This is a genomic window from Nocardia sp. X0981, assembly GCF_977089955.1.
This window is the reverse complement of the sequence record NZ_OZ372435.1, coordinates 256,219-280,241: the sequence shown is the minus strand read 5'-3', so window position 1 is coordinate 280,241 and position 24,023 is coordinate 256,219. Positions and strand designations below refer to the sequence as shown.

The 24,023-nt window shown below is 69.6% G+C and carries 18 protein-coding genes; 7 read left to right on the top strand and 11 right to left on the bottom strand.

Annotated features, from left to right (window positions below):
- Nucleotides 1–27: 27 nt before the first annotated feature.
- From ACYR7D_RS01265 to ACYR7D_RS01245, 5 genes are all read right to left on the bottom strand, one after another.
- Nucleotides 28–3,669, bottom strand: a complete 3,642-nt coding sequence (locus ACYR7D_RS01265) for an ABC transporter ATP-binding protein (RefSeq protein ID WP_459547800.1) — start codon at nt 3,667–3,669, stop codon at nt 28–30.
- Between the two features lie 198 nt (nt 3,670–3,867).
- The gene (locus ACYR7D_RS01260; protein WP_459547799.1) at nt 3,868–4,650 is read right to left on the bottom strand and encodes an ABC transporter permease; all 783 of its coding nucleotides are present in this window, start codon (nt 4,648–4,650) and stop codon (nt 3,868–3,870) included.
- Nucleotides 4,647–5,600 carry an ATP-binding cassette domain-containing protein gene (locus ACYR7D_RS01255; RefSeq protein ID WP_459547798.1) on the bottom strand — a complete coding sequence of 318 codons (954 nt, stop codon included), beginning with the start codon at nt 5,598–5,600 and terminating at the stop codon, nt 4,647–4,649. Before ACYR7D_RS01255 ends, ACYR7D_RS01260 begins: the two co-directional genes overlap by 4 nt.
- Entirely contained in the window at nt 5,597–6,376 is a 780-nt protein-coding gene (locus ACYR7D_RS01250; protein WP_459549958.1) for a hypothetical protein, read from the bottom strand. The genes ACYR7D_RS01255 and ACYR7D_RS01250 overlap by 4 nt, the downstream gene beginning before the upstream one ends.
- A 180-nt stretch (nt 6,377–6,556) precedes the next feature.
- Entirely contained in the window at nt 6,557–7,570 is a 1,014-nt protein-coding gene (locus ACYR7D_RS01245; protein ID WP_459547797.1) for a glutathione S-transferase family protein, read from the bottom strand.
- 38 nt (nt 7,571–7,608) lie between these two features.
- Between ACYR7D_RS01245 and ACYR7D_RS01240 the strand changes: the two genes are divergently transcribed.
- Nucleotides 7,609–8,403 (top strand): enoyl-CoA hydratase/isomerase family protein, encoded by a 795-nt coding sequence (locus tag ACYR7D_RS01240; RefSeq protein ID WP_459547796.1) that lies wholly within the window; start codon nt 7,609–7,611, stop codon nt 8,401–8,403.
- Between the two features lie 108 nt (nt 8,404–8,511).
- Entirely contained in the window at nt 8,512–9,828 is a 1,317-nt protein-coding gene (locus tag ACYR7D_RS01235; RefSeq protein WP_459547795.1) for a class I adenylate-forming enzyme family protein, read from the top strand.
- Between the two features lie 4 nt (nt 9,829–9,832).
- Here the strand turns inward: ACYR7D_RS01235 and ACYR7D_RS01230 are convergent, their stop codons facing one another.
- Nucleotides 9,833–10,591: a tyrosine-protein phosphatase gene (locus tag ACYR7D_RS01230; RefSeq protein ID WP_459547794.1), complete on the bottom strand. Its 759-nt coding sequence runs from the start codon at nt 10,589–10,591 to the stop codon at nt 9,833–9,835.
- A gap of 383 nt (nt 10,592–10,974) precedes the next feature.
- On the opposite strand from ACYR7D_RS01230, the gene ACYR7D_RS01225 reads away from it, so the two are divergent.
- Nucleotides 10,975–11,454 carry a TetR family transcriptional regulator gene (locus ACYR7D_RS01225; RefSeq protein ID WP_459547793.1) on the top strand — a complete coding sequence of 160 codons (480 nt, stop codon included), beginning with the start codon at nt 10,975–10,977 and terminating at the stop codon, nt 11,452–11,454.
- A gap of 50 nt (nt 11,455–11,504) precedes the next feature.
- Nucleotides 11,505–12,683: an amino acid deaminase/aldolase gene (locus tag ACYR7D_RS01220; protein ID WP_459547792.1), complete on the top strand. Its 1,179-nt coding sequence runs from the start codon at nt 11,505–11,507 to the stop codon at nt 12,681–12,683.
- 120 nt (nt 12,684–12,803) lie between these two features.
- Here the strand turns inward: ACYR7D_RS01220 and ACYR7D_RS01215 are convergent, their stop codons facing one another.
- Entirely contained in the window at nt 12,804–16,187 is a 3,384-nt protein-coding gene (locus ACYR7D_RS01215) for an AAA domain-containing protein (protein ID WP_459547791.1), read from the bottom strand.
- 102 nt (nt 16,188–16,289) lie between these two features.
- Entirely contained in the window at nt 16,290–18,092 is a 1,803-nt protein-coding gene (locus ACYR7D_RS01210; protein ID WP_459547790.1) for a DEAD/DEAH box helicase, read from the bottom strand.
- A 60-nt stretch (nt 18,093–18,152) separates the two neighbouring features.
- Between ACYR7D_RS01210 and ACYR7D_RS01205 the strand changes: the two genes are divergently transcribed.
- Together ACYR7D_RS01205 and ACYR7D_RS01200 are read left to right on the top strand one after the other, a co-directional pair.
- On the top strand, nt 18,153–18,998 hold the full coding sequence (locus ACYR7D_RS01205) for a carbon-nitrogen hydrolase family protein (protein ID WP_459547789.1): 846 nt from the start codon (nt 18,153–18,155) through the stop codon (nt 18,996–18,998).
- A gap of 13 nt (nt 18,999–19,011) precedes the next feature.
- A complete protein-coding gene (locus ACYR7D_RS01200; protein ID WP_459547788.1) occupies nt 19,012–19,647 on the top strand; it encodes a phosphoribosyltransferase in 636 nt (211 codons plus the stop codon).
- A 28-nt stretch (nt 19,648–19,675) separates the two neighbouring features.
- On the opposite strand, the gene ACYR7D_RS01195 is transcribed toward ACYR7D_RS01200, so the two are convergent.
- Nucleotides 19,676–20,803 carry an acyl-CoA dehydrogenase family protein gene (locus ACYR7D_RS01195; protein WP_459547787.1) on the bottom strand — a complete coding sequence of 376 codons (1,128 nt, stop codon included), beginning with the start codon at nt 20,801–20,803 and terminating at the stop codon, nt 19,676–19,678.
- A gap of 9 nt (nt 20,804–20,812) precedes the next feature.
- Nucleotides 20,813–21,985: an acyl-CoA dehydrogenase family protein gene (locus tag ACYR7D_RS01190; RefSeq protein ID WP_459547786.1), complete on the bottom strand. Its 1,173-nt coding sequence runs from the start codon at nt 21,983–21,985 to the stop codon at nt 20,813–20,815.
- A gap of 227 nt (nt 21,986–22,212) precedes the next feature.
- Here ACYR7D_RS01190 and ACYR7D_RS01185 point away from each other — a divergent pair, with 227 nt between their 5' ends.
- Nucleotides 22,213–22,959, top strand: coding sequence for a hypothetical protein (locus ACYR7D_RS01185; protein ID WP_459547785.1), 747 nt, complete (start codon nt 22,213–22,215; stop codon nt 22,957–22,959).
- Nucleotides 22,960–23,080: 121 nt separating this feature from the next.
- On the opposite strand, the gene ACYR7D_RS01180 is transcribed toward ACYR7D_RS01185, so the two are convergent.
- Complete coding sequence (locus ACYR7D_RS01180; protein WP_459547784.1) at nt 23,081–24,013, bottom strand: sigma-70 family RNA polymerase sigma factor; 933 nt, start codon at nt 24,011–24,013, stop codon at nt 23,081–23,083.
- Nucleotides 24,014–24,023 lie beyond the last annotated feature (10 nt).

Genomic DNA, 24,023 nt, shown 5'->3' with positions numbered 1-24,023 from the left:
GATAGGCCCCTACGCACATCGGCTGTGTCACCGACCACCGGACTGCACCGACCTCACTGTTGACGACTCGTCCTCGGTCGAGAATATTCCTTCGCCGGTCCCGGCGGCTGTCCACAGGCGGGCATACTCCCCGCCGGCCGCGATCAATTCGGCATGTGCGCCCATCTCCACGATACGACCGTGCGCGACCACGGCGATCCGGTCGGCGCGCGCCGCGGTGGCCAGCCGGTGCGCCACCACCACGGTGGTGCGGTCGCGTGCCAGGGAACCCGTCGCCGCCAGTACCTTCTCCTCGGTATCGGGATCGAGGGTGGCGGTGGCCTCGTCGAGCAGCAGCAGATCGGGATCCACCAGGTGGGCACGGGCCAGGGCGATGAGCTGGCGTTGCCCGGCGGACAATCCGCGGCCGCGTTCGCCCACGGGCCGACGCAACCCACCGGGCAGACTCTCGATCATCTCCGCCGCGCCGACAGCCCGAGCCGCCGCGGTGATCTCCGTCTCGGTGGCCGATGGTTTCCCGAATGCGATATTGCTCGCGATATCGCCGGTGAACAAATGAGCTTCCTGCGGGACCATCCCGAGGCGGGCCCGGTACCGGGCCAGGCGGTAATCGCGGATATCGATTCCGTCCACCCGGATCTCCCCGGAATCCCCGGCGCCGAGATCGTAGAGACGGGCCAGCAGTTTCACGATGGTCGATTTCCCGGCGCCGGTCGCGCCGACCAGCGCCAGTGACTGTCCGGGCGCGACCGCCAGCATCACCCCGTCGAGTGCCGGGCGGTCGGTACCCGGGTAACGGAACCGCACGTCCTCGACCGCGAGTTCGCCCCGCAGGCCCGCCGTGAGCGGATCGGCACCGGGCGGGTCGGCGCGGATCGAGGACGGGGTGCGCAGCAGGTCGCCGATGCGGCGCAGGCCCACCCGCGCCTGCTGATAACCGTCGAAGACCTGCGACAACTGCTGCACCGGGCCGAAGAGCAGTTCCAGATACAACACGAAGGCGATCAGGGTGCCGGCGCTGGTGCCGCCGTCGGCCACGGCGTGTGCGCCGACGAGTATCACCAGGGCCAGCGCCAGATCGGTCCAGGCGGCGACGAAGGCGAAATACAACGCGATCGCCCGCTGGGCCCGCATCCGGCTGCGCCGGTACCGGGCGGAGTACTCGGCGAAACGGTGCGCCGCGAGCCGTTCGTGCCGATAGGCCTGCACCGCCCGCAGCCCGGCGACGTTCTCCTGGAAATCGGCGTTCACCGTGGACACCCGTTCCCGGGAGACGGTATAGGCCACCGAGGCGACGCGGCGGAAGATCACCGTGGCGACGATCAGCGGCGGCAGCACCCCCAGCAGGACCACCAGGGCGAGCCCGGTATCGATCACCACCAGCGCCACCGCGATCCCGGCCAGCGACAGCGCACTCACCAGAGCGGTGGATACACCGGTCTGCAGGAAAGTCGACAACGCGTCCACATCGGTGGTCATCCGGGTCATGATCCGGCCGGACAGTTCGCGCTCGTAGTAGTCCAGGCCGAGCCGTTGCAGGTGGGCGTAACTGCGGACCCGGAGTCCGTAGAGCACCCGCTCACCGGTGCGTGAGGTGGCCATGGTGGTGGCCGCGGCTGTGACCCACCCCGCCAGCACCAGCCCCGTGCCGAGCACGGCGGCCTGGGCGAGCGCGGACGCCTCACCGCCGGAGACACCGGCGTCGATGGCATGCCGCACCAGCGGCGGGAAACCGATCCCGATGAGCGCGTCCAGGGCGAGCAGGCCGATAGCGGCCAGTACGAGCATCCGCACCGGCCAGAGCAGGCGCACCAGCCGGAACCCCGGATCGGGTTCGCGCAAGCGGGTCCCGTCCAGGCCGGGCTGCTCGGTGGCCGCGGGTAGCCGGGCGATGGCGCGGCGCAGTTCGGGGGTTTCACCGAGATCCGCCGCCGGTGCGAAGCGATCACCGGTACCGGTGGCCGGGAGTCGTTCGGCCACCGCGTCCGGCCCGGCGGTGACCGGGGTGTCCGGGGCCGGGAGGCGGATCACGCGATCGGCGTGCGCCAGAGTCGACTCCCGGTGCGCCAGGATGATCGTGGTGCGTTCCCCCTGGTCGGGCAGGGCGCCGAAAATGGCGGCCTCGGTCACCGCGTCCACGGCGGAGGTGGCGTCGTCGAGTACCAGGATGCGCGGCCGGGCCAGCAGTGCCCGCGCCAGCGCGATCCGCTGCCGCTGGCCGCCGGAGAGCGTGAGTCCACGCTCGCCGACCACGGTGTCGTAGCCGTCGGGCAGCTGCTCGATGAACTCGTCGGCGGCGGCCTGCCGGGCGGCTGCCCGGATCTCGGCGTCGGTGGCGCCGGGCCGGCCCAGCGCGATATTGGCGGCGACGCTGGAACTGAACAGGAACGGATCGTCGAACACCACGCCGATCGCCGCCCGCAGCTCCGCGGCGGCGGTATCGGCGATATCGATCCCGCGGCCGTCGCCGGTCGTGAGCCGGATACGGCCCGAATCGGGTGCGTAGAACCGCGGTAGCAGCAGGGACAGCGTTGTTTTACCGGACCCCGCCGGGCCGATCACCGCCACCGTCTCACCCGGCCGGACGCGCAGGTCCAGATCGCGCAGTACGGGCTGCGCCGGATCGAAGCCGAAGCGCACCGCGTCGAGCTCCAGCCCCAGCGGACCGTCGGGGATCGGAACCGGCCGCGGCGGATCGTCCACCGCCGGTCCGGCATCGATCACCTGGTACACCCGTTCGGCGGCGGCCCGGGTGAGCTGGGCGAGAATGATCACCGAAGCCATGGTGCGGGCGGTGGTGGTCATCGTCGTGACGTAGGCGCTGAACGCCAGGAAAGTACCGAGACCGATGGTGCCGCGCAGGGCCAGCCAGCCGCCGAGCGCGATCACCACCACGAGACCGGCCTGCGGGATCGCGGCCAGGGTGGGGGAGAAACGGGCGTTGATCCGGGCGGCCCGCATCCGTTCCGCGAAAAGCCGGCGTCCGTGCTGTTCGAGCACATCGACCATGCGCGCTTCCTGGCCGAAACCTTTCACCACCCGGACCCCGGTGACCGTCTCCTCCACGTGCTGGGCGAGGTCGGCGGCCCGCTGCTGGGCCGACCATGTCGCCGCGTGCAGCCGCGGTCGCATCCGGTACACCACCGCGATCACCACCGGCACCATGAGCAGCGCCACCGCCGCCAGCGGCGGAGACAGCCACAGCATCACCCCGGCCGCCAGCGTGAACTGCAGAAACGACATACCACTCAGCGGCGCCATCGCCAGCAGCGACTGCACCAGCTGCAGATCGGTGATCGACCGCGACACCACCTGGCCGGTGCGCAGAGCGTCCTGTCCCGCGCCGTCCAGCCGCTGCAGCGATCCGAGCAGTTTCACGCGTAATCCGTGCTGCACATCCAGCGATAGTTTCCCCGCCAGCATGCGCCGCCCGAAGGACGCCGCGAACCGGCCCGCGGCCAGTAGTGCCAGGAGTCCGGCGACGATACCGATAACGCGGGTGGCCCCGCTGGTCGCCGAGTCCACCGCCCATTTGGTGAGCAGCGGGGCCACGATCTCGGCCACCGCGCCCGCCACCAGTGCCATCGCGATACCGGCCAGCGTCGCCGGGTGGCGTCGGCACTCCGCCCAGAGTCTGCGGAGCCAGCCGGCCCGCTCACCGCCCTTCATCGACCCCCCTCTACCTACACCTGCCATCGACCATAACGACGCCCGCCGACATGCTGTTGTTCCCGCCACCGCCGATGGTGGCGGGCGGGTCGAGCCGGCGGGCGCCGCGTTCGGCGCGGCGGAGCAGGTGCGGAAGGGCCGGGCCGGTACGGCCGGGGCGGGGCGGCGGAAACCAGCGGGCGGGCCGGAATCGGTGGGTCAGAGTTCGGCGCGGCGCACCGACCACCATCCGGCGGCCCCGATACCTATCGCCCAGAGCAGCAGCACCACGATCGCCGCCGGGGCGGGGGCGAGCAGATCGCTGTCGGCGAACGAGCCGACCAGTACCGTGCTCAGCGAAGCCGATCCGGGCAGCAGCGTCGCCATCCCCGGCAGACCTATCCCCGCGGTCACCACCCAGAGCAGCGGTTCGGCGAGCAGTGCCCAGCCCAGGACCGCGCCTGTCGCCAGGGCCGGGGCCCGCAGCAGCAAACCGAGACCGGTGCCGATCACCGCCCAGCACAGCGCCGCCACCAGAGCACCGCCGAGCACCGCGAACAACCCCGCGGAGAACTCGAAATCGTCCCGGCCGAACAGCAGCAGGCAGAGGACGGCGACGATCTCCACAACCAGCGTGGCGGCCACCGCCGCGGCGGCGGTGACCAGGAATTTCGCACCCATCAGGCGGTCCCGGTCCACGGTGAACAGGGCGGAGATCATCAGCGTGTTGTGCTGGTACTCGTCCGCCGCCCCCGCCGCGCCGAACACCGCGGAGGCCAGGATCACCGCGAACAACGCCACATACAGGCCGATGGTGGCGGCACCTGTCACCGGCTCGCCGGCCGGGTCCCGTGGTCCGGCCAGAATCGCGCTCACCGCGGGCGCCAGCACCGCTGTCGCGACCGTTGTCCCGGCCAGTACTCGGGTATAGCGCACCGTGACGGCCTTGCGATATTCGGACAGCACGGGCGGAAGCAGCTCCGCGGGTACGACGTCGATCATCGAGCTACCCCATACGGCATAGAGGTGGGTGGTGGTAGGCCCGGACCGGCCGGTTGCGGCGTGGTAGGCCGGGTGAGTGAGGCGAGGACCCGGTCCGGGTGGATGCGGTCGGCGACGATCCCGTCCAACCGCACCCGCGCGGCGCGGGCGGCGTTCACGATATCCTCCTCGGTCGCTCCCGCCACCGCCAACTGGTCGTCGGGCCGGATGACCGCATCGGTGAACCCGCGCGCCGCCAATGCGGTGGCGACGGCGATCGGCGATGAGGAGGCCACCACCAGCCGGTCGGGATTGCGCCGCCGCAGCCGTGCCGGGCTGCCCTGATAGGCCACGGCTCCACCGCTGAGCACCACCAGGTGATCCGCGATGGGCAGGGCGGTGACCAGGCTCTGCGCGGTGAACAGCACCGTTCCACCGCGGCGCGTGTGATGACGCAGGAACCCCTGTAGCCAGGACAGTTCGCCCAGTTGCATACCGGCCGTGGGATCGTCGAGTACCAGCAGCGGCGGATCCCCGAGCAGCGCGGTGGCCAGCGCGGCCCGCGTCTCCTCGCCGGGAGCGAGATCATCGGGTACCGCGCGGGCACGATCGGTCAATCCGGTCGCCTCCAGTACGGCCGCCACCCGGGTATCCGGATAGCCGCCGGCGGCCGCGTAGACGCGCAGATGATCACGTACGGTCCGGCGCGGATGCAGGCCGCGCGGTGCCAGTACCGCACCCACGGCGGAACTGCCACGCCCACCTGTGAGGGTCACCGACCCGGCCGTGGGCGGCAACAGACCCAGCAGCATGCCGACGACGGACGATTTCCCGGAACCCGCGGGCCCCACGAGCGCAGCACATGTACCGGCCGCGATATCGAAGGAGATGTCCTGGGCTCCGGTGCTGAAATCCTCGTAACGTTTGCTCAGACCCCGGACCGTGATCGCCGGACGCCTCCCGGTGCTCACTGCGGGCCGGCCGGGGGTCGCCGGGACTCGTTCGGCAGCGCCTCGGCTTCCGCCTGCGGCAGTGCGGATGAATCATATTGTGGCAGAATCATTTTCGATTCCTCGGGTGCGGGCTGGATCTCGGCATCCACCACCATCTCCTCGGGGAAGTAAGCCGGCGCCGGGCCGAATGCCTTGCGGGCATTGCTGATCGTGGACTTCCCCAGCGCGCGGTTACCGACTCCGCCGATCACGGCCCCGATACCGGCCGGAACCACCTTGCCCGCCATCAATGCCGCGCGCTTGGTGAGGAAACGCACGATAAAACGCTTGAGCAGCGAATCGTTCATCCCGGACAGGCCGGGAATCCTGTCCGCGAACGCGGTCCCCCAGTTCTTGGCCGAGGTCCCGATCCCCTTCTGCACGATCTCCATACCGGCGTCACCGAGCACCACGGCCAATACCAGCGCGCGCCGCTGCTCGGTGTGCTCCGGCCGCACGCCGTGCACATTCGCCACCGCGAGAGTGAACAGGGCCGATGCTTCCATGAAGAAGGTGGTCTCCGCGCTCACCGCGGCCAGCGCCGCGATGGTACCCACTCCGGGCACCGCGGCCGATGCCCCCACCGCGCTACCGCTGCCGGTCACCGCGAGCAGATACTGGCGCTCCAAACGCGCGATGATCTGCGCCGGCGTCTCATCGGGGTGGGCGCGCCGCAATCGCGCGACATACTTGGCGACGGCGGGTGCTTGTAGCCGGGAACCGTGGTCGAGAGCTTCGACGACAGCTTTTTCCAGTGCCCCGTTACGCACGGCGTCATCCCTCCTTTTCGGCCTCTGTGCACTGTAGGCCACAAAAGCCGCATTTTCGTTCCCACTGACAACGGACTACCCAGTAGATGGGTTCCGTATCTTTCGGCGGCGCCTGCGCTCGGCGGGCCGGCTCACCTTCCGTACTTCTCCGGACGAGACTCCCGTCTATCCCGCTTCCACCGCTTCGGCCGGTACCGGCGGTGGCGGGGGTGTGCCCTCCCCGAACGGCCGGCCGCCCAAAGCTTCGCGGCCGTGTGGGCTCGACCAGTTGGCGAGGTCGGGTCCCTTCGGCACCACCTGCGTCGGGTTGATATCGGTGTGGACCTTGTAATAGTGGTCCTTGATCTGGGTGAAGTCGACGGTGTCGCCGAAGCCCGGAGTCTGGAACAGATCGCGCGCATAAGACCACAGCACCGGCATTTCGGTGAGTTTGCTGCGGTTGCATTTGAAGTGGCCGTGATACACCGGGTCGAAGCGGACAAGGGTGGTGAACAGCCGGATATCGGCTTCGGTGATGGTGTCCCCGACGAGGTAGCGCTGTTTCGACAGGCGGTCGGAGAGCCAGTCCAATGCGGTGAACAGCCGGTCGTAGGCGGCGTCGTAGGCGTCTTGGGCACCGGCGAAACCACAGCGGTAGACGCCGTTGTTCACTTCCCGGAAGACGCGGGCGTTGATCTCGTCTATTTCGGCGCGGAGCGGCTCGGGGTACAGCTCCGGGGCCCCCGGGCGGTGATGGGCCGTCCACTCCAGCGAGAAATCGAGAGTGATCCGGGCGTAGTCGTTGGTGACCACCTTGCCGCTCGGCACGTCGACGATCGCCGGTACCGTGATACCGCGCGGATAGTCGGGGAAGCGGGCCAGATAGGCGTCGCGCAGGCGCGGAATCCGCAGGACCGGATCGAGCCCGTCCGGGTCGAGGTCGAAAGTCCAGCTGAGCTTGTCGTGGGTGGGGCCGCACAGGCCGAGGGAGATCGCCGATTCCAGGCCCAGCAGCCGGCGCACGATCAACGTGCGGTTCGCCCACGGGCAGGCGCGGGCGGCGACGAGACGATACCGGCCCGGTTCCACCGGGTAACCGTCGCGGCCGTCGGCGGTGATCCGGGTGGTGATGTAGTTGGTATCGCGCGTGAATTCGCCCGGTTCGACGTAGGTGCCCTGTTCCGTTTCCGAGTCGGTCATCTCACCAGTCTCGCAGGGCGAGCCCATAGGCTGGCGGGATGAGCACTGCCAAACCCACCCGCTTGGAACGCACGGTGACCGCCGGTGGGGCGGAGGTCGCCACTTTGACCTTGGCCGCCCCGCCGTTGAACTTGTTCGACAAAGCCATGTTCGACGCCCTGGTCGGCGATCTCGCCGATCTGTCGGCGGCGCCGCCGCGGGCGCTGCTCATCCGGGCCGAGGGCAAAGTGGTCTCCGGTGGTGTGGATGTGCACACGTTCGACGGGCTCACCGCCGATCAGGGGGCGCGACTGTGGCAGGACCTGTTCGCCCGGATCAGCCATCCGATCGAGGCGCTGCCCTGTCCGGTGGTGTTCGCCGCGCATGCGCTCACCCTGACCGCGGCCTTCGAGATCGCTCTGGCCTGCGATCTGATCCTGGCGTCCCCGCGGGCGAAGTTCGGGCTGGTGGAAATCGTGGTCGGGTTGACGCCTTCGATGGGTGGTCCGCAGCGACTGGCCGAACGCGCGGGTTCCGGGCGGGCTCGCGAACTGGTGATGACCGGTGATCTGTACGACGCGGCGACCATGCTCGAATGGGGGGTGGTGAACGGGATCCACGAGGACCTCGATACCGCCGCCGTCGCGCTCACCCACCGGCTGGCCGAGGGGCCGACCCGGGCGCATGCCGCGACGAAACGGATCGTGGAGGCCTGGCGTTCGGGCGGGGTGGCGCACGCCGATTCGGTGACCCCGCGCATCTCCGGGGAACTGTTCGATACCGAGGATCTGCCGCAGGCGGTGCGTAGCTTCCTCGAACTGGGCCCGGGTAAAGCGACCTATCGCGGGCGCTGACCCGGGACATTCCGGACCGGAACGCATCGATTCGCCGACTCCGCCCCGCATCTGTGATCTACGTCATATAGTCACAGATGCCAGAGCGTTCGATCGTGCGGAGGTCCGATGCAAGCCGGTACGACCACGACCCTCGGGCCTTCGGCCGGCCCTGTGGAGCAGCTGGTGGAGTTCCATATCGCCGCCGATTCGGCGGCACCGCTGTCGCGCGGCGCCGACGGCATCCTGCGGTACGGCAACCTCAGTCCCGCTCTCACCGAGCTGCTCGATCTCCAGGTGCATGCGTTCTCCGACCGGGAAGCGGTGGTGGAGGTCGGCGGTGAGCGGGTCACCTACCGGCAACTGTGGCATTCGGCGTCCCGGGTGGCCGGCGGCTTGCAGGAGCACGGGATCGGTTACGGCGACCGGGTGGCGGTGCATATGCCGCCCGGGGTGCGCTGGGTCCGCGCCTTCCTGGGCGCGCTGCTCAGCGGAGCGGTACCGGTGCTGGTGCATCACGGCCTGCCGCAGGCCCTGGCCGATCGGGTCATCGCGGACAGCGGCGCCGATTTCGTCCTCGGTGCGCCCGACCGGGGCTGCGGTGCCACCCGCGGCGACGTGTACTGGGCCACCGGCCTGCCCGACGGGGCCGCGTTCATCGACGATGGCGCGGCACTCAACGATCTCGCGCTGCTCTGTTACACCAGCGGGGCCGGGGGCGGGCAGGCGCCCACGGGGGTCGAGCTCACCAACGAGAACCTGCTCTCGGCGATCCGGTCGATGGTCGCCGCGCTCGATCTGCCCACCGAAGGTATGCGCAATCTGGTGCTGCAGCCGCTGGCCTACGCCAGTGGCTGCGTGGATCAGCTGCTGCCGACCTTCGCGGTGGGTGGCACGGTCGTGCTGGCGCGGGGCCGGACCGGGGTCGCGGAGGCGATCGCCACCGAGAGAGTGGACACCGTGGCCGGTAATACCCGCATCCTCGCTGATCTACTGCCGGAACTCGCGGCGGGGCGGAGCGGAGGGTTGCGGACCGAGGGGGTGACCCGGATCAGCACCGCCGGTCGTCGTGCCGGCGTCGCGGCCGAGGACGCGGGCCCGGATTTCACCCGGGACCTGTGCCGGGTGTTCCCCTCGGCCCGGCAGTGGTCGGTCTGGGGTGCCACCGAAACCAGTGGAATCGGGCTCGCGCTCGGTCCCACGGCCGGGCCGTCCGAGCTCGGCAACGGGGGTGCGCTGGGTTTTCCGTTCGGCGGTACCGAACTGGCGTTGTGCGGTCCGGAGGCCGCCGCGGGGCGCGGGGAGCTGCTGTGCCGCGGGCCGAATGTGACCAGGCGCTACTGGAACGATCCGCAGCGCACCGCGGACCGGTTCACCGGTAGCTGGTTCCACACCGGGGATCAGGTCAGTATCGGCACCGACGGACTGGTTCGCCGCAGCGCGTGACGTATCAGCCGACCAGGCGTTCGCGTAGCCGTGCCCGCAGGTCCGGGGTGAGTCCGACGGTGGTGAGATAGGTATCGAAATCGCCGTGCAGTTCGATACCGGCCGCCAGGCCCGCGCGCAGGTATTCCTCGCGTACCTCGAGTACCGCCTGGGGGAGTTCGGCGCCCAGTTCGTCGAAGAGCGAGGAGCGCAGTTCGGTGATGGCGGCGTTGCTGAGCAGGTAGTCGGCGAAGATCTCGGATTCGAGGACGCCGACGGCCCGCAGCAGGGTGGCCACGGTCCAGCCGGTGCGGTCCTTACCGGCGGCGCAGTGCACCAGTACGGCGCCGCGGTCGGCGACGATGGCTTCGGCGAGCGCCACGATGGCCGCGTGCGCCTCGGGGCGGGCGGGGAAATTGCGGTACACGTCCATCATGTAGGCCAGCGCGGCGCCGGGTGCGTCCCGGCGGTCGGCTCCGGCCTCGTGCGGCGGGGCGGAGACCGAACCGTCGTCGAAGGGGGTCACGGCCAGCCGGATCTGCGGGGGCAGCCGGTCCGCGCCCGCGTGTTCGATCTCACGGTGCCCGCGCAGGTCGTGCACGGCACCGACACCGAGTTCCCGCAGGGTCGCGTGGCCGGTTTCGTCGAGGCGGCTGAGCTGGGCCGAACGGAGCAGTACTCCGTGGCGTGTCACCCCGCCGTCGTGCAGGCGCAGTCCGCCGAGATCCCGAAAATTGAAGGTGCCGCTGATCCTGAGGTGATCGGCGAGGGGAGAGCTTGTCACCGCAACAGGCTAACCGGCGCGGTGGGTTGTGGGATGCCACACAGCGATGTTCCTGGCATCCACGGCGTCGTAGACTGGCCGATGGTCTCTGCCCAAGGGGCAGGCCTCGAGTGCCGCCGCGCCTCGCGGGAGTCGATCGCGCGGGCAGGCCGCGCAAGCGTATATGTCCGGGGCCGAACACAAAGGTTCCGGAGGGGTAACAAAACAGTCCCCAGGTATGGATTTCCCAGCGGTACTGTTCTCAAACCCCGAAAATCTTCTAATATCGAGATGACGGATTGGGTGGACTACGACTTGCCGACCTGTGTCCACCGATCCGGCCGGCCACTCCGGTGCCGAGTATTCGGCCCGCGTGTGCACATTGTTTGCCGAGGGAGTTTGCGTTGGGCGTTCGTGGAGAAATAGCGGAGGTGCGGATCCGGTCGGCCGTGCGAGAAGCGGTCGATCATGCAGACGCGGTGCTGGACTTCACCGGTTTACGGGCGTTACGCGTATTACTGCATGCCGGCGTGAGCGCCTACTGGCCGCTGGTCAAATCGGCGCCTATCCAGCAGATCCATGCGTACGAGAAGACGGTGCAGACCCTGTGCGCGCACTGGGATTCGCAGGCCGGCTACGTGCCCGATCCCGTCGTTTCCCGGCGGCAGCGGGCCCAGCAGCGTGATGTGGTCGAATGGCTCGAACTGTGCGCGGCGCGCTCCGGTACGCATTGGCTCGAGCCGGTCGAATCGGTCGCCGCCTATGTGATCACGGTGGTGCAGGGCTCGGTGCTGCGCTGGCTGGCCGACTGTGATGACGAGGCCATCCTGGTGGCCTTCGACGATCTGGTGTCGAATCTGGTGACGCGGGCGATCGAGTCCTGAATCGGCCGAAGAGCTGGACGTGTGACCAGTACGGTGGTTGAGTGGGCCGGGTGAGCGCGAACTCGCCGATTGCCCCGCTGCACGCGGCCACCGCCGATCTCGATCCGCCGCTGGCCGTCGTGGACCTCGATGTTCTCCGCGCCAACGCGGCCGACCTGGTACGTCGTGCCGCGGGCCGGCCCATTCGGGTGGCCAGTAAATCGGTGCGCTGCCGTGCCGTACTCGAGGAAGTCCTCGGCGCGGAGCTGACCGCTTCGGGCGGCTTCGCCGGCATCATGGCGTATTCGCTGGCCGAAGCCATCTGGCTGGTCCGCCGCGGTGCTCGCGATGTGTTGCTCGGATACCCCACCGCCGATCGCGCGGCGCTCGCCGAGCTCGCCGGCGATACCGAGTTGCTCGCGGCGATCACGCTGATGGTCGACGATGGTGCCCAGCTGGAAATGATCCGGGCTGCCGTGGGCTCGGCCGCGGTGCACCCCCGGGTCTGCCTGGACGTGGACGCCTCGCTGCGGCTCGGACCGGTGCACCTCGGGGTACGCCGTTCGCCGGTGCGGACCCCGGAACAGGCCGCCGGACTCGCCGAACTCGCCCGGGACCAGGGATGCCGGGTGGTCGGCGTGATGACCTACGAAGCCCAGATAGCCGGTCTTCCCGATACCTCGCTGCCGGTGCGGCTGGTCAAATCGCTCTCGGCCCGGGAGATCGAACGGCGCCGTGCCGCGGTGCTGGACGCGGTGCGCGCGGTGGCCGGGCCGCTGGAGATCGTCAACAGCGGAGGTACCGGATCCATCGAGTTGAGTGCCTCCGCCGCCGGGGTCACCGAGATCACCGCGGGATCCGGCCTGTATGTGCCGACGCTGTTCGACGGCTATCGGTCGTTTCGGGCTACGCCCGCACTGTATTTCGCATTGCCGGTGTTGCGCCGTCCGGCTGCCGATATCGCTACGGTTTTCGCCGGCGGATATATCGCCTCCGGGCCGGCGGGGGCGTCCCGGGTGCCGAAACCGGTGTGGCCGAAGGGATTGCGACTTCTGGGCACCGAGGGCGCGGGCGAAGTGCAGACACCGCTGTCCGGTGCGGCGGCACCGGAGATCGGTGACCGGGTCTGGTTCCGGCATGCCAAGGCCGGTGAACTGTGCGAACGCTTCGACCGGCTGTACCTGGTCGACGGGTCCGGCGCCCGGACCGAGGTGCCGACCTATCGCGGAGAGGGTAAATGTTTCGGATGACCGATGGGTACGGGTGAATTGCCGAGTTCCGGATGACTCACCCGGTATCGAGGCATCCGGTGAATATCGGTGCGGTGGCCGATCGAAATGCCGGATATGGCCGTTGTCCGGAAATTGTGCTCACAGCCGGAGAAACCGGGAAAGAGCCGATAATTCACTCGCCGTCTCGGGCAGGAATTCGGTGAGCAAAGGGGAACGCACGATTATCGCGCGCCGCCGCGCCCGGCACAGGGCGTCGTGGACCAGTGCCGGGGAGAGCAGCGCGCCGACCGGCCCGGGGGCGTCTTCCGGGCCGGAGGTGGCCGGAGAAACCAGCACCACCGCGGCCTCCCGGCCCCGGAACAACTCCGGAGTGCCCACCAAGATCTCGTCGAACCGGGCCCGCGACAACAGGGCCCGGATCCGGCTCACCTGTGCGCGGTGCGGTGAGACGACGACGATATCGTGCGCCTGCAGCGGCCGGAACGCGGCACCGTCGAACCAGCGCCGCCCCAGTAGTCCCCGGATCTGGTGGAGCACCTCGCGGGCCTCGGCGTCGGAGGCGGTGCTGTTGCCGTGATGATCCACCAGGACCGTATGGATACCCGGTTCGACGGCGTCGGCCGGCGGCTCCGGTACCGGCGCCGCGCGCAGCCGATCGTCGAAGTAGAGATAGGAGAGCGGCTCGCATACACGCGGATGCATCCGGTGGGTCCGGTTCAGGAAATAACCGTGGGACGGCGGCAGGGTGCGCCGACCGGCGGTGAGCCAGGACAGGGCCGGGGTTCCCACCGGTTCCGGATGCGCCGTCGCGGTCTCGGGATACCGATCGGCCGGATCGCCGATGAGCAGCAGATTACGCGCACTCACCGCTACCGCCGCCGTCGTCGCGAGCGGGCAGGCGTTGGCGTCCGCGATCACCAGCAGATCCAGCGCTGCCCGGGGTACCCGGGCGGCGTCCGCGAAATCAGCGGCGGCGCCGCCCAGGACGCAGCCGCGAATGGCATTGGCCAGGAACCGCGGGTACCGGTCGGCATCGAGGACCAGCCATTCGGGAGCCACCGCCACCGCTTCGCTCTTCGCGACCAGCTCGGGCAGCACCCCGGCCCGCACGACGGCATCGAGGAGGTTCTCCACCGGGGTCGGAGTGGGCGCGACGATACCGATCCGCCAATTGTCCCGAGTCACCAGGTCGGCGAGAATCCCCGCCAGGATGGCGGTGCGTCCGGTACCGGTCGGCGCCTGCACGGCGAGATAGGAGCGGTCCAGCCGGCGTAGCGTCCGGGCGATCGCGGTGACCGGACCGTCGCCCGCGTCGGGTAGTCCGGTGGGCCCGGTTCCCGGCTCGGTGGGATGGGCGTGCAGCCGCGGTGGCCGGCGGCCGAGCAGATCGAACAGCGGAGCTTCGGGTACGGCGGGCAGAGTCATGAGCAGTTGCCTGCCGGCCTCTTCCACCGCGTCCGCCACCGGCACGGGAAAACCGGCGAGCGCGGGCGCCAGCGCCACCGGTAGTTCGTCGTGGGGCTCGGCGCCCGGCTCCAGCGTTTCCTCCAGCCGGACGATATCGGCGGAATCGGCGTCGACCGAACAACCGAGCACCGTGGCGGTACCGCAGGTCCGGATCGCCCGCTGCGCGCGGTGCAGGGGTTCGTAGACGACGTACACGCGGGTTCCCGGAGCGAGACCGGTTCCGGCCAGCCGGCCGGTGAGCCGGAGGAATCGGCGCACGGTCTCGTCCGGGCCGATATGCCATTTCGTATCCACCGCGGCGGAATCGGCCACCATGACCCCCGGCGCGGCAGGCCATTCCGGCAACGGGTGGGTGAGGCGATCGATATGGGCCCACCACGGTGCCTGCTGTTCGCGCCGGTGGTAGCCGAGCAGCGCCGCTGTCAGCGCGGCGATCCGGTGCGGATCGGGCGGCCGGGCCAGGGCGGGGACGCTGCCGGCGTCCGGCTCGGCGAGCGGATCGGCTTCCGGCCCGGCGGCCGTATCGGTGCGTCCGGCGGGCCGGGCCGCGAACTCGGTGAGCGCGGCCTCGGTATCGGAAGGTTGTACGGCCGGGGTGGCACGCAGCAGCAGGTCGAGGGATTCCGGGCCCGGTCCGGAAGACACGGGGAGTTCGTCTGCTCGTTTGCGGAGCCGGTCCGCCAGTGCGAGCAGCGTACGGGCCGGGGAATCGTCCGGCGGGGTCCCGAGTACCGGCGCCACCTCGTCCAGCGCATAGGACGCAGTGCCGATCGTGTAGGCGCCCCGGACGATCGGGTACAGGTCCACCAGAGTGCCCGCCCGCAGCAGCGTATCCACGGTTTCCTCGCCGTAGCCGAGGCAGCCGCCGGTGTGCAGCAGGAAATCCCGGGCGGCCGTGGTGTAGTGGAAGATGTGCAGCTCCGGATCCGCCAGCAGCGGTTCGGTCAGCGCGGCGAGTAGATCGGTGAAGGCGCGGCGCAGTTCCCGGCGCCGCTCCGGCGGTAGCCGCGTACCGCGCGGTGCGAGCGGCAGCTCCCGGACCAGGCGTACGGACTCGCGGGTGGCGACCTCGATACGCAACCGGTCCGGGGCGAGCCACCGGTGGTCCAGGGCGAGATCGCCCGGCGTCGTGGGCGGCAGCATATCCAGGGCGGACGGATCGGCGGTGACGTATTCGCCGCGCCCGGAATTCTCCTGACGCAACTGGACGACCGCCTGGGCGCGCAGCCGGGTGAGGGTGCGGGCCGGGATCCCGGCCGGCGCCGCGGTACGTGTGGTGAGACGGTCGATACTGGTGATCCCCGAAGCGCGTAACCCGGTTCTGGTTTCCGCGTCCATCCCGGCCACCAGCAGGAGATCCCGGGCCGCCGCGGCGGCGGCCGCGCAGGTGGCACAGCGCCGGCAGGCGCGGAATCGTGGGTCGCCCCACTGCACCGGTAGCAATTCGCTGGAATGTTCGCTCAGGATATGGTCCAGCCGTTGCCGTCGCGCCCGGTACACCGGCATGGTTTCGGATAGGTCGAAGGTATGTGTCTCGGTAGCGCGGTACACCCGCAGCACGGGGTCGACCGGTATCGACTGCTCCGCGAGTAGCGCCGCCGCGGCCGTCAGCCGTAGCGCGACAGGGATCAGCCGGGTGGAATCCGCCGCGCTACCGTGCAGCCGGGCTCCCCGGATGGTCGGGAGGAGGAGTTCGGTGTGCGCGAAGAAATCATTGTCGGCGAGGGTGGCATCGAGGATCGCCGGCGCTCCGCCGCGCAGCAGGGCGAGGGTTTCGGCGTGCGCGGTGTCCGGGCCGGCCCCCGGCGTCTGCCGCACCGGCACCGGCTCACTGCCGTAGCGGTCGGCTACGGCGGCGAGAACGCGGGCGAATTCCCCGGTTTCGGCGTGGGCCGCCCGCGCGGCTTCCGTCGTCTCGCGGCCGGCGGTAGGACCGGGCGGAGCGGTTACGGAGCCCAGCTCGGCGTCGAGAGCGCGCAACCAGGCGAATTCACAGCGCGCCGCGCGCACCAGATCCGCGGCGCCGCACACCACTCGATCACCGACAACGAACACTCACGACCTCCTGCGCCCAGTGACACATCCGGCCGGCGCGTCCGCGCACACCGGACGGGCCCACTGTAGCCAGCGGACCCGGCCGGTGGGACGGACCGTGTCTCAGGAGCGCGGTTTCCGGCGTTCCTGGCGCTTCGGGCCGTCGCGGCGCGGGCCGCGGCCGATCGCGCGGTGCCCGGGCGGGCCCTGGTCGAGCTGCAGCTGGATCAGCACCCCGCTGATCCTGGTGCGGCGCAGCGCCTCCAGCGTTTCCGGGGGCAGCTGGGCCGGAAGTTCGACGAGACTGTGGTCGGGGCGGATACTGATATGCCCGAAATCGCTGCGCCGCAGGCCGCCTTCGTTGGCGATCGCGCCGACGATCGCCCCCGGCACCACCCGGTGCCGTTTACCCACGCTGATGCGGTAGGTGGCCAGTTCGGCACCGGTGCCGCGGTGGCGGGCCGGTCCGCGGCGCTCGTCGAAACCGCCCTCGTCGAAATGGCGGGGCGCGCGTTCCCGGCGCGGCCGTTCCACCGGCTCCGGCTCGGGTTCGAGGAAGAAGCTCTCGCCGTCGTGCGCGGCCACCGCCAGGGCGGCGGCGATATCGGCCAGCGGGGTGTTGTGCTCCTGCTCGTAGTCCTCGATCAGTTTGCGGAACAGGGCCAGATTGTCCGAGCTGAGATTCTCGGTGATGGCGTCACCGAACTTCGCGACCCGCTGCGCGTTCACATCGTCCACGCTCGGCAGCTGCATTTCGGTCAGCGGGTGGCGGGTGGCGCGTTCGATGGATTTGAGCAGATGCCGCTCCCGGGGCGCGACGAACAGCAGCGCCTCACCGCTGCGGCCCGCGCGTCCGGTGCGGCCGATCCGGTGCACATAGGACTCGGTGTCGTGCGGGATGTCGTAGTTCACCACATGCGAGATGCGGTCCACGTCCAGGCCGCGCGCCGCGACATCGGTGGCGACCAGGATATCGAGCGTGCCCGCTTTCAACTGACCGATGGTGCGTTCGCGCTGCGCCTGGGCGATATCACCGTTGATCGCCGCGGCCGAGAAGCCCCGGGCGCGCAGTTTCTCGGCCAGCTCCTCGGTGGCCTGTTTCGTGCGCACGAAGATGATCATGGCCTCGAAGGACTCCACCTCGAGGATCCGGGTGAGCGCATCGAGTTTGCGCTGGTGCGAAACCAGCACCCAGCGCTGGGTGATATTGGTGGCCGTACTGGTCTTGGCCTTGACCGTGATCTCCACCGGTTCGTGCAGATACTGCTTGGAGATCTTGCGGATGGCCGCCGGCATGGTCGCGGAGAAGAGCGCCACCTGCTTCTCGGCGGGGGTATCGGCGAGGATGCGCTCCACATCCTCCTGGAACCCCATCTTCAGCATTTCGTCCGCTTCGTCGAGCACCAGGTAGCGCAACTGCGACAGATCCAGGGTGCCCTTCTCCAGGTGGTCGATCACCCGGCCCGGGGTCCCCACCACCACCTGCGCTCCGCGGCGCAACCCCGAGAGCTGTACCCCGTAACTCTGGCCACCGTAGATGGGCAGCACATGGGTGCCCGGCATATGCGTCGCGTACCGGCCGAAGGCCTCCGCGACCTGGATCGCCAGCTCCCGGGTGGGGGCCAGGACCAGCGCCGTGGGTTGTTTGCCGGTGGGCCGCTCCGCCAGCAACCCCATCAGGATGGGTATGGCGAACGCGGCGGTCTTACCGGTTCCGGTCTGCGCGAGACCCACCACATCCGCGCCGCCGAGCAACGGGGGGATGGTCGCGGCCTGGATGGGGGAGGGCGATTCGTAGCCGACATCGGCGATGGCCGAAAGGATCCGGTCATCGATACCGAGATCGGCGAAGGACGGTCCGGCGGTTTCGGGTTCGGTGTTGCCAGGGTTCTCGCCGAGACTGCCCTCGCCCTCATTGGTGCTCATTGACCAGGAGTTTACTGGTACGGCCTGGTCGTCCGACCCACCGGGCCATACGGTGTCAGCATGGAACCCGACCCCGTCGACCCGCCGCGTGCGGACACACCGGTTCTCGCGGTGCTCCAGTTCGCGCCGCATACCGATATCGACGCCAACCTCGCGGCGCTGACCGCGCAGGTCCGGGCCGCGGCCGCGCAGGGCGCCCGCGTGGTGGTGGCCCCGGAGTATTCGATGTTCGCGCTCGGCCGTCTCGACGACCGCGTCCGCGCCGCGGCGCAGCCGCTGGACGGGCCCTTCGTCACGGCGCTGGCCGAGCTCGCCGCCGGCACGGGGGTGCATCTGGTGGCCGGAACGGTCGAAACGACCACGCCGGACGACGGCAGGATCTTCAACACGCTGGTCGTGCTCGGCCCCGACGGTGCGCTGTGCGCCCACTACCGCAAGGTGCATCTCTACGACGCGTTCGGCCAGCGGGAATCGGAGGTGGTCCGGCCCGGTCCCCTCGCCGAGCCGGCCCTGTTCACCGCCGCGGGGCTCACCTTCGGGCTGCAGACCTGCTTCGACCTGCGTTTTCCGGAGGGTTTCCGGCGGTCGGCGGCGGCCGGGGCGCAGGTATTGCTGGTACCCGCGCAGTGGATCCCGGGGCCGGGGAAAGTCGATCAGTGGACGACGCTGCTGCGGGCGCGGGCCATCGAGAACACCGTCTATGTGGCCGCGGCCGATCAATGCGGGCCCCGCGGCGCCGGGACCTCGATGATCGTCGACCCGGCGGGCCGGGTCCTGCGCGAACTGGGCGACGAACCCGGTATCGCTCTCGCCGAGCTGGACCCCGCGCAACTGCACCGGGTCCGCCGTAGCAATCCGAGCCTCGCCCTGCGCCGGTTCGTCGTAGGCGTCCCGGAAGGGGGGTAGCGTCGAGGGGGTAATGCTCTACGCCGACCGCTCCTCCGCGGGCCGCGCGCTGGGAAGCGAACTGACGCATCTGCGTGCGGCGCGTCCGCTGGTGCTCGGGTTGCCCCGCGGCGGGGTCCCGGTGGCGGCGGCGGTGCGCGAGGTCATCGGCGGTGACCTGGATATCCTGCTGGTCCGCAAGCTCGGGGTGCCCTGGCAGCCGGAGCTCGCGGCGGGGGCGATCGGCGAGGAAGGGCCGCGGGTGGTCAACTCCGATGTGCTGCGTCAGACCGGTCTGGGCCCGGCGCGCCTGGATGCGATCGAGGCGGAGGAACGTGCCGAACTGGTCCGGCGCCGCTCCCTCTGGCGGGGGGACGTCCCGCCGATTCCGTTACGCGATCGGACGGTGGTGATCGTCGACGACGGTATCGCCACCGGAGCTTCGGTCGTGGCGGCCTGCCGAGTGGCCCGCGTCCAGCAGCCCCGGCATCTCGTGGTGGCGGTCCCGGTGGCCGCGCCCGAGGCACTGCCGCGGATCGAGGCCGAGGCCGACGAGGTGGTCTGCCCGCTGGCGCCGGCCGCGCTGGGCGGGGTGGGCGGTGCCTACCGTGATTTCCACCAGCTGGCCGATAGCGAGGTCACGGAACTGCTCCGGCCGGGCCCCCGCTGACGGGCGCCGCCGGAGCAGTTCCGGTGTCCTACAGTTCCGGCTGGGCGTAGTCGCCGACCCGGCCGGCGAGGATACGCAGATGTTCCAGACTGCCGCCGAGCACGCGCTCGATGGCGGTGAGCCGCGCCACGTAGTGGCTCACCGGGTATTCGGAGGTGACGCCGATACCGCCGTGCATCTGGATAGCCTCCTGCCCGATATGCCGGGCCGACCGGCTCACCTGCAGCCGCGCCCGCGAGGCGATCACCGGGTCGCCGGCGCTGTCGACCAGCGAGGCGGTGAGGTAGTAGCTCATACTGCGGGCCAGTTCCAGCGAGACGTACATATTCGCCGCGCGCTGGGTGAGGGTCTGGAACTTCGACAGGGTGACCCCGAACTGCTTACGGGTCTTCAGGTATTCGGTGGTGAGTCGTAGCGACTCTTCCATCGCCCCGATCGACTCCGCGCACAGACCGGCCTGAGCACCGGTGAGGACCTGCTCCACCGCGGCGGTGGCATCCTCGGCGCTGCCGAGCAGTTCGGCGGGCGCCGAAGTCAGCTCGAGCTGAGCGCCGCGCAGGCCGTCCATCGTCGCGTAGGAGGTGCGCCTCACTCCGTCGGCGGCGGCGTCGACCAGGAACAGGCCGAGCCCGCCATCGGGGAGGATCGCGCTGACCACCAGGTCGTCGGCGCAATCGCCGTGCGGTACCGGATTCTTGACGCCGGTGAGCGTATAGCCGTCGCCCTGCGCGGTCGCGGTGGTGTCCACCGCGTGATCGGGCCAGCGGGTGCCGGGTTCACCGTGCGCGAAGGCGAGCAGTTTACTGCCGGCCGCCACCTCGGAAAGGACCCGCTGCCGCTGGTCGGCGGTGCCCACCGCGCTGATCAGCGCGCCCGGTACCAGGACCGCGTCCAGCAGCGGTTCCGGCGCGAGCCGGCGCCCGATCTCCTCGAGCACCAGCATGGTCTCCACCGGGCCCGCGCCCATCCCGCCGTCCTTTTCGGCGAAGCTCAGACCGAGCACACCGAGTTCGGCGAGCTGATTCCACACCTCGCGACTCCAGCCGAGATCGGTTTCCACGACCGCGAGCCGCGATTCCGGGTTGTAGTGGCGGTTCAGCAGGTCACGTACCGTATCGCGGAGCAGGACCTGTTCGTCGGTGAGATCGAAATCCATAACCTGACCTCACAATCCGAGGATCGAGGAGGCGATGATGGTGCGCTGCACCTCGCTGGAACCTCCATAGATGGTTGTCTTGCGGTAGTTGAGATAGCTGGGGCCGCTGCGCTGCGCCCATTCCGGCGAGGCGATACCTTCGGCGCGAACCGGTAGCGCGTCGGGTCCGGCGATATCCAGCAGCAGTTCGGTCGCGGCCTGCTGGAGTTCGGAGCCGCGCATCTTCAGCACCGACGAGACCGGGTTCGGTTTGCCCTCGGCGGAGTTGGAGACCACTCGCAGCTGGGTGAGTTCCAGCGCGAGCAGTTCGTTCTCCAGTTCGGCGATCCGTGCCGCGAACAGCGGATCCTCGAGCAGCGTCCCGGATCCGGACCGGGTGGCCGCGGCGTATTCCTTGGCCACGCCGAGGCGCACCTTGGTGCGGCCGACGCCGGTGATACCGGTGCGTTCGTTGCCGAGCAGGAACTTGGCGTAGGTCCATCCCATGTTCTCCTCGCCGACGAGTTGATCGGCGGGGACCCGGACGTTCTCGAAGAAGACCTCGTTGACCTCGTAGCCGCCGTCGATGAGTTTGATCGGCCGGATGGTGACTCCGGGTGATTTCACGTCGAAGAGCAGGAAGGAGATCCCGGCCTGTTTCTTCGGGGCGTTCGGGTCGGTGCGGACCAGGCAGAAGATCCAGTCGGCGTACTGGGCGAGGGTGGTCCAGATCTTCTGGCCGTTGACGATGTAGGAGTCACCGTCGCGGACGGCGGTGGTGCGCAGCGAGGCCAGATCGGAGCCGGCGTCGGGTTCGGAGAAACCCTGGCACCACCAGATGTCCAGGTTGGCGGTGGGCGGCAGGAAGCGCTGTTTGAGTTCCGCGGAGCCGAACTGGGCGATGACCGGGCCGACCATCTGGGCGTTGAAGGTGAGGGGTTCGGGCACGGAGGCCAGCTGCATCTCGTCCTGCCACAGATGCCGCTGCATCGGGGTCCAGTCCTTACCGCCCCATTCCACCGGCCAGTTCGGTACGGCCAGGCCGTGCTCGTTCAATGCCCGGTGGGTCGTCACGATGTCCTCGCGGGACAGCTCGTGACCGTACTTCACGCGTTCCCGGATCTCGGCGGGGATCGCGGTCGTGTAGATCTTCCGCAGTTCGTCGCGGAACGCGATCTCGTCGGGAGACAGAGTTAATTTCATACACATCTCCAAAAATGTCTCGATTGTCCCGGCATCGAATCTACACCCCGGGTGAACGTGCCGTGTCGAGTGCATCACATGCGGCGGCCGGATGCTGTGGACAACCCCGGCCGAGAGCGGAGCGTGACCGGGCGAGGCCCCGGTGCTGCTGGTACTTTGCAGCGGTGAGCGGGGAATTGCCGGTCCGGTCCGGCCTCACCGCCACGATCGGATGTAGGGAGTCAGCAGTGCACAACAAAATCGTCACGCGCACGGCGGCCGCCGCCGCGGCCCTGGGCATCGGTGCCGCGCTCACCTTCGGTGCGGTGGCGAACGCCGCGCCCGAACCGACTCCCGCCGAAACAGCGTTGCGCGCGCTCACCGAACAGACCGCCGGCGATCCCGAGGCCGATGCCGGAATGGACGCGCTGCGCCGCTACGCCGACTACGTGACCGCCGGTGAGATCGGCAACCTCGGCCTCTACACCCCCTTCGTCTACGCGGCTCCCACCTTCGGCTGCGGCAGCAACGGCCCCATCACCACCATCATCGCGGCGGGCACCGCCAACGGACCCAGCGCGAACCTGGGCGGCACCCCCGGCACCCTGACCTTCCACGCCACCCCCGGACACTCCGGTATCCCGCAGGCGTCGGGGCTGGTGACCGCCTGGATCAATATCGACAACGGCCGTAGCGGCCTGACCGTGCTCGACGACATCACCGAATTCGGCACCCCGTCGCTGTCCAAGACCGTGGACAGCGGCCCGGGCACGGTGCTCGCGTCCATGTGGGGCACCATCAACTACCCGGGCGCGCTCTGCGTGATGACGCCTACGGTGGGCATGTTCCCCGTTCCGGAGCGGCCTGTCACCACGCCGGAGCCGCAACCCGCTCCTGTCGCTCCCGGTGAGCCCGCTCCGCGGTCGGCTCCTGTCGCGCCTGGCGAGCCCGCTCCCACCGCGACGACGAGCGCACCCGCTCCGGAACCGCGGTAGAAAGCGGGCGCTTCGCTCGTATCAGCCGAGGGCGTAGCCCGACGTATCGGGCAGTGAGCCCCGCGCGACGGTATCGGTCCGCGCGGCGGTGATCCGGAGTGCCTCGCCCTGGTGCCGCCGCTCACCAGGACGCGATGAGGGGAGCGTCGTGCTCGCGCCGCCGCCATGCCGCGGCGACGCGGTCGAGTCGAGACGAGCCCATACCGCGCACGGTCGCGATCCTGTCGTCGCGGATATCCAGGACCACGACGCCCGCCACCCGGTCGCCGACCGCGGCGATCACGGCCGGGGAACCGTTGATCATCCCGGCGTGGATCGCGAGAGAGCCGCCGGCCAGTTTTCGCTTCGCCGGGGACGGTTTGAAGCCCGCGCGGACCACGGCGGCGATTCGGGCGGGGCCGGTGGTCCGGATCAATTTCGCGGCCAGTCCGGCGCCGTCGGAGGTCGCGGTCGCATCGTCGGTCAGCAGCGCCACCAGCCGGTCGGTCCGGCCCGAGGCGGCGGCGGCGACGAACTCCTCGACGATCCGGCGTGCGGCGGCGTGGTCGGTGACATGGGAGTTGCGTTCGGCGGTGATCCGGCGCCGGGCCCGATGCGCGTGTTGCTGGCTCGCCGACTCGGTGATGTCGAGGATCCCGGCTATCTCGGCGTGACTGTGCGAAAAGGCTTCGCGCAGCACGTACACGGCCCGCTCGACCGGTGAAAGGCGTTCCATGAGCGTCAGCACCGCCAGGGTCACCGATTCCCGCTGTTCGACGGTGTCGGCCGGGCCCAGCATCGGATCGCCGTCGAGCAACGGTTCGGGCAGCCAGGCGCCGGCCGCGCGTTCGCGTCGCGTGCTGGCCGAACGGAGGCGGTCGAGTGCCAGATTGGTGACGATCTTGGTCAGCCACGCCTCGGGAACCTCGATACGCTCCCGGTCGGCGGCCTGCCAGCGCAGGAACGCGTCCTGCACCGTGTCCTCGGCGTCGGCGGCCGAGCCGAGCAGACGGTAGGCGAGTGAGGCCAGCCGGTCCCGGCCGGCCTCGAAACGCTCTACCGCGATACTCTCCACGGGCGCCACC

Coding starts and splice junctions, on each gene's coding strand:
- ACYR7D_RS01265 (WP_459547800.1), bottom strand. CDS start 3,669: ATGAAGGGCGGTGAGCGGGCCGGCTGGCTCCGCAGACTCTGGGCGGAG.
- ACYR7D_RS01260 (WP_459547799.1), bottom strand. CDS start 4,650: ATGATCGACGTCGTACCCGCGGAGCTGCTTCCGCCCGTGCTGTCCGAA.
- ACYR7D_RS01245 (WP_459547797.1), bottom strand. CDS start 7,570: ATGACCGACTCGGAAACGGAACAGGGCACCTACGTCGAACCGGGCGAA.
- ACYR7D_RS01240 (WP_459547796.1), top strand. CDS start 7,609: ATGAGCACTGCCAAACCCACCCGCTTGGAACGCACGGTGACCGCCGGT.
- ACYR7D_RS01235 (WP_459547795.1), top strand. CDS start 8,512: ATGCAAGCCGGTACGACCACGACCCTCGGGCCTTCGGCCGGCCCTGTG.
- ACYR7D_RS01210 (WP_459547790.1), bottom strand. CDS start 18,092: ATGAGCACCAATGAGGGCGAGGGCAGTCTCGGCGAGAACCCTGGCAAC.
- ACYR7D_RS01205 (WP_459547789.1), top strand. CDS start 18,153: ATGGAACCCGACCCCGTCGACCCGCCGCGTGCGGACACACCGGTTCTC.
- ACYR7D_RS01200 (WP_459547788.1), top strand. CDS start 19,012: ATGCTCTACGCCGACCGCTCCTCCGCGGGCCGCGCGCTGGGAAGCGAA.
- ACYR7D_RS01195 (WP_459547787.1), bottom strand. CDS start 20,803: ATGGATTTCGATCTCACCGACGAACAGGTCCTGCTCCGCGATACGGTA.
- ACYR7D_RS01190 (WP_459547786.1), bottom strand. CDS start 21,985: ATGAAATTAACTCTGTCTCCCGACGAGATCGCGTTCCGCGACGAACTG.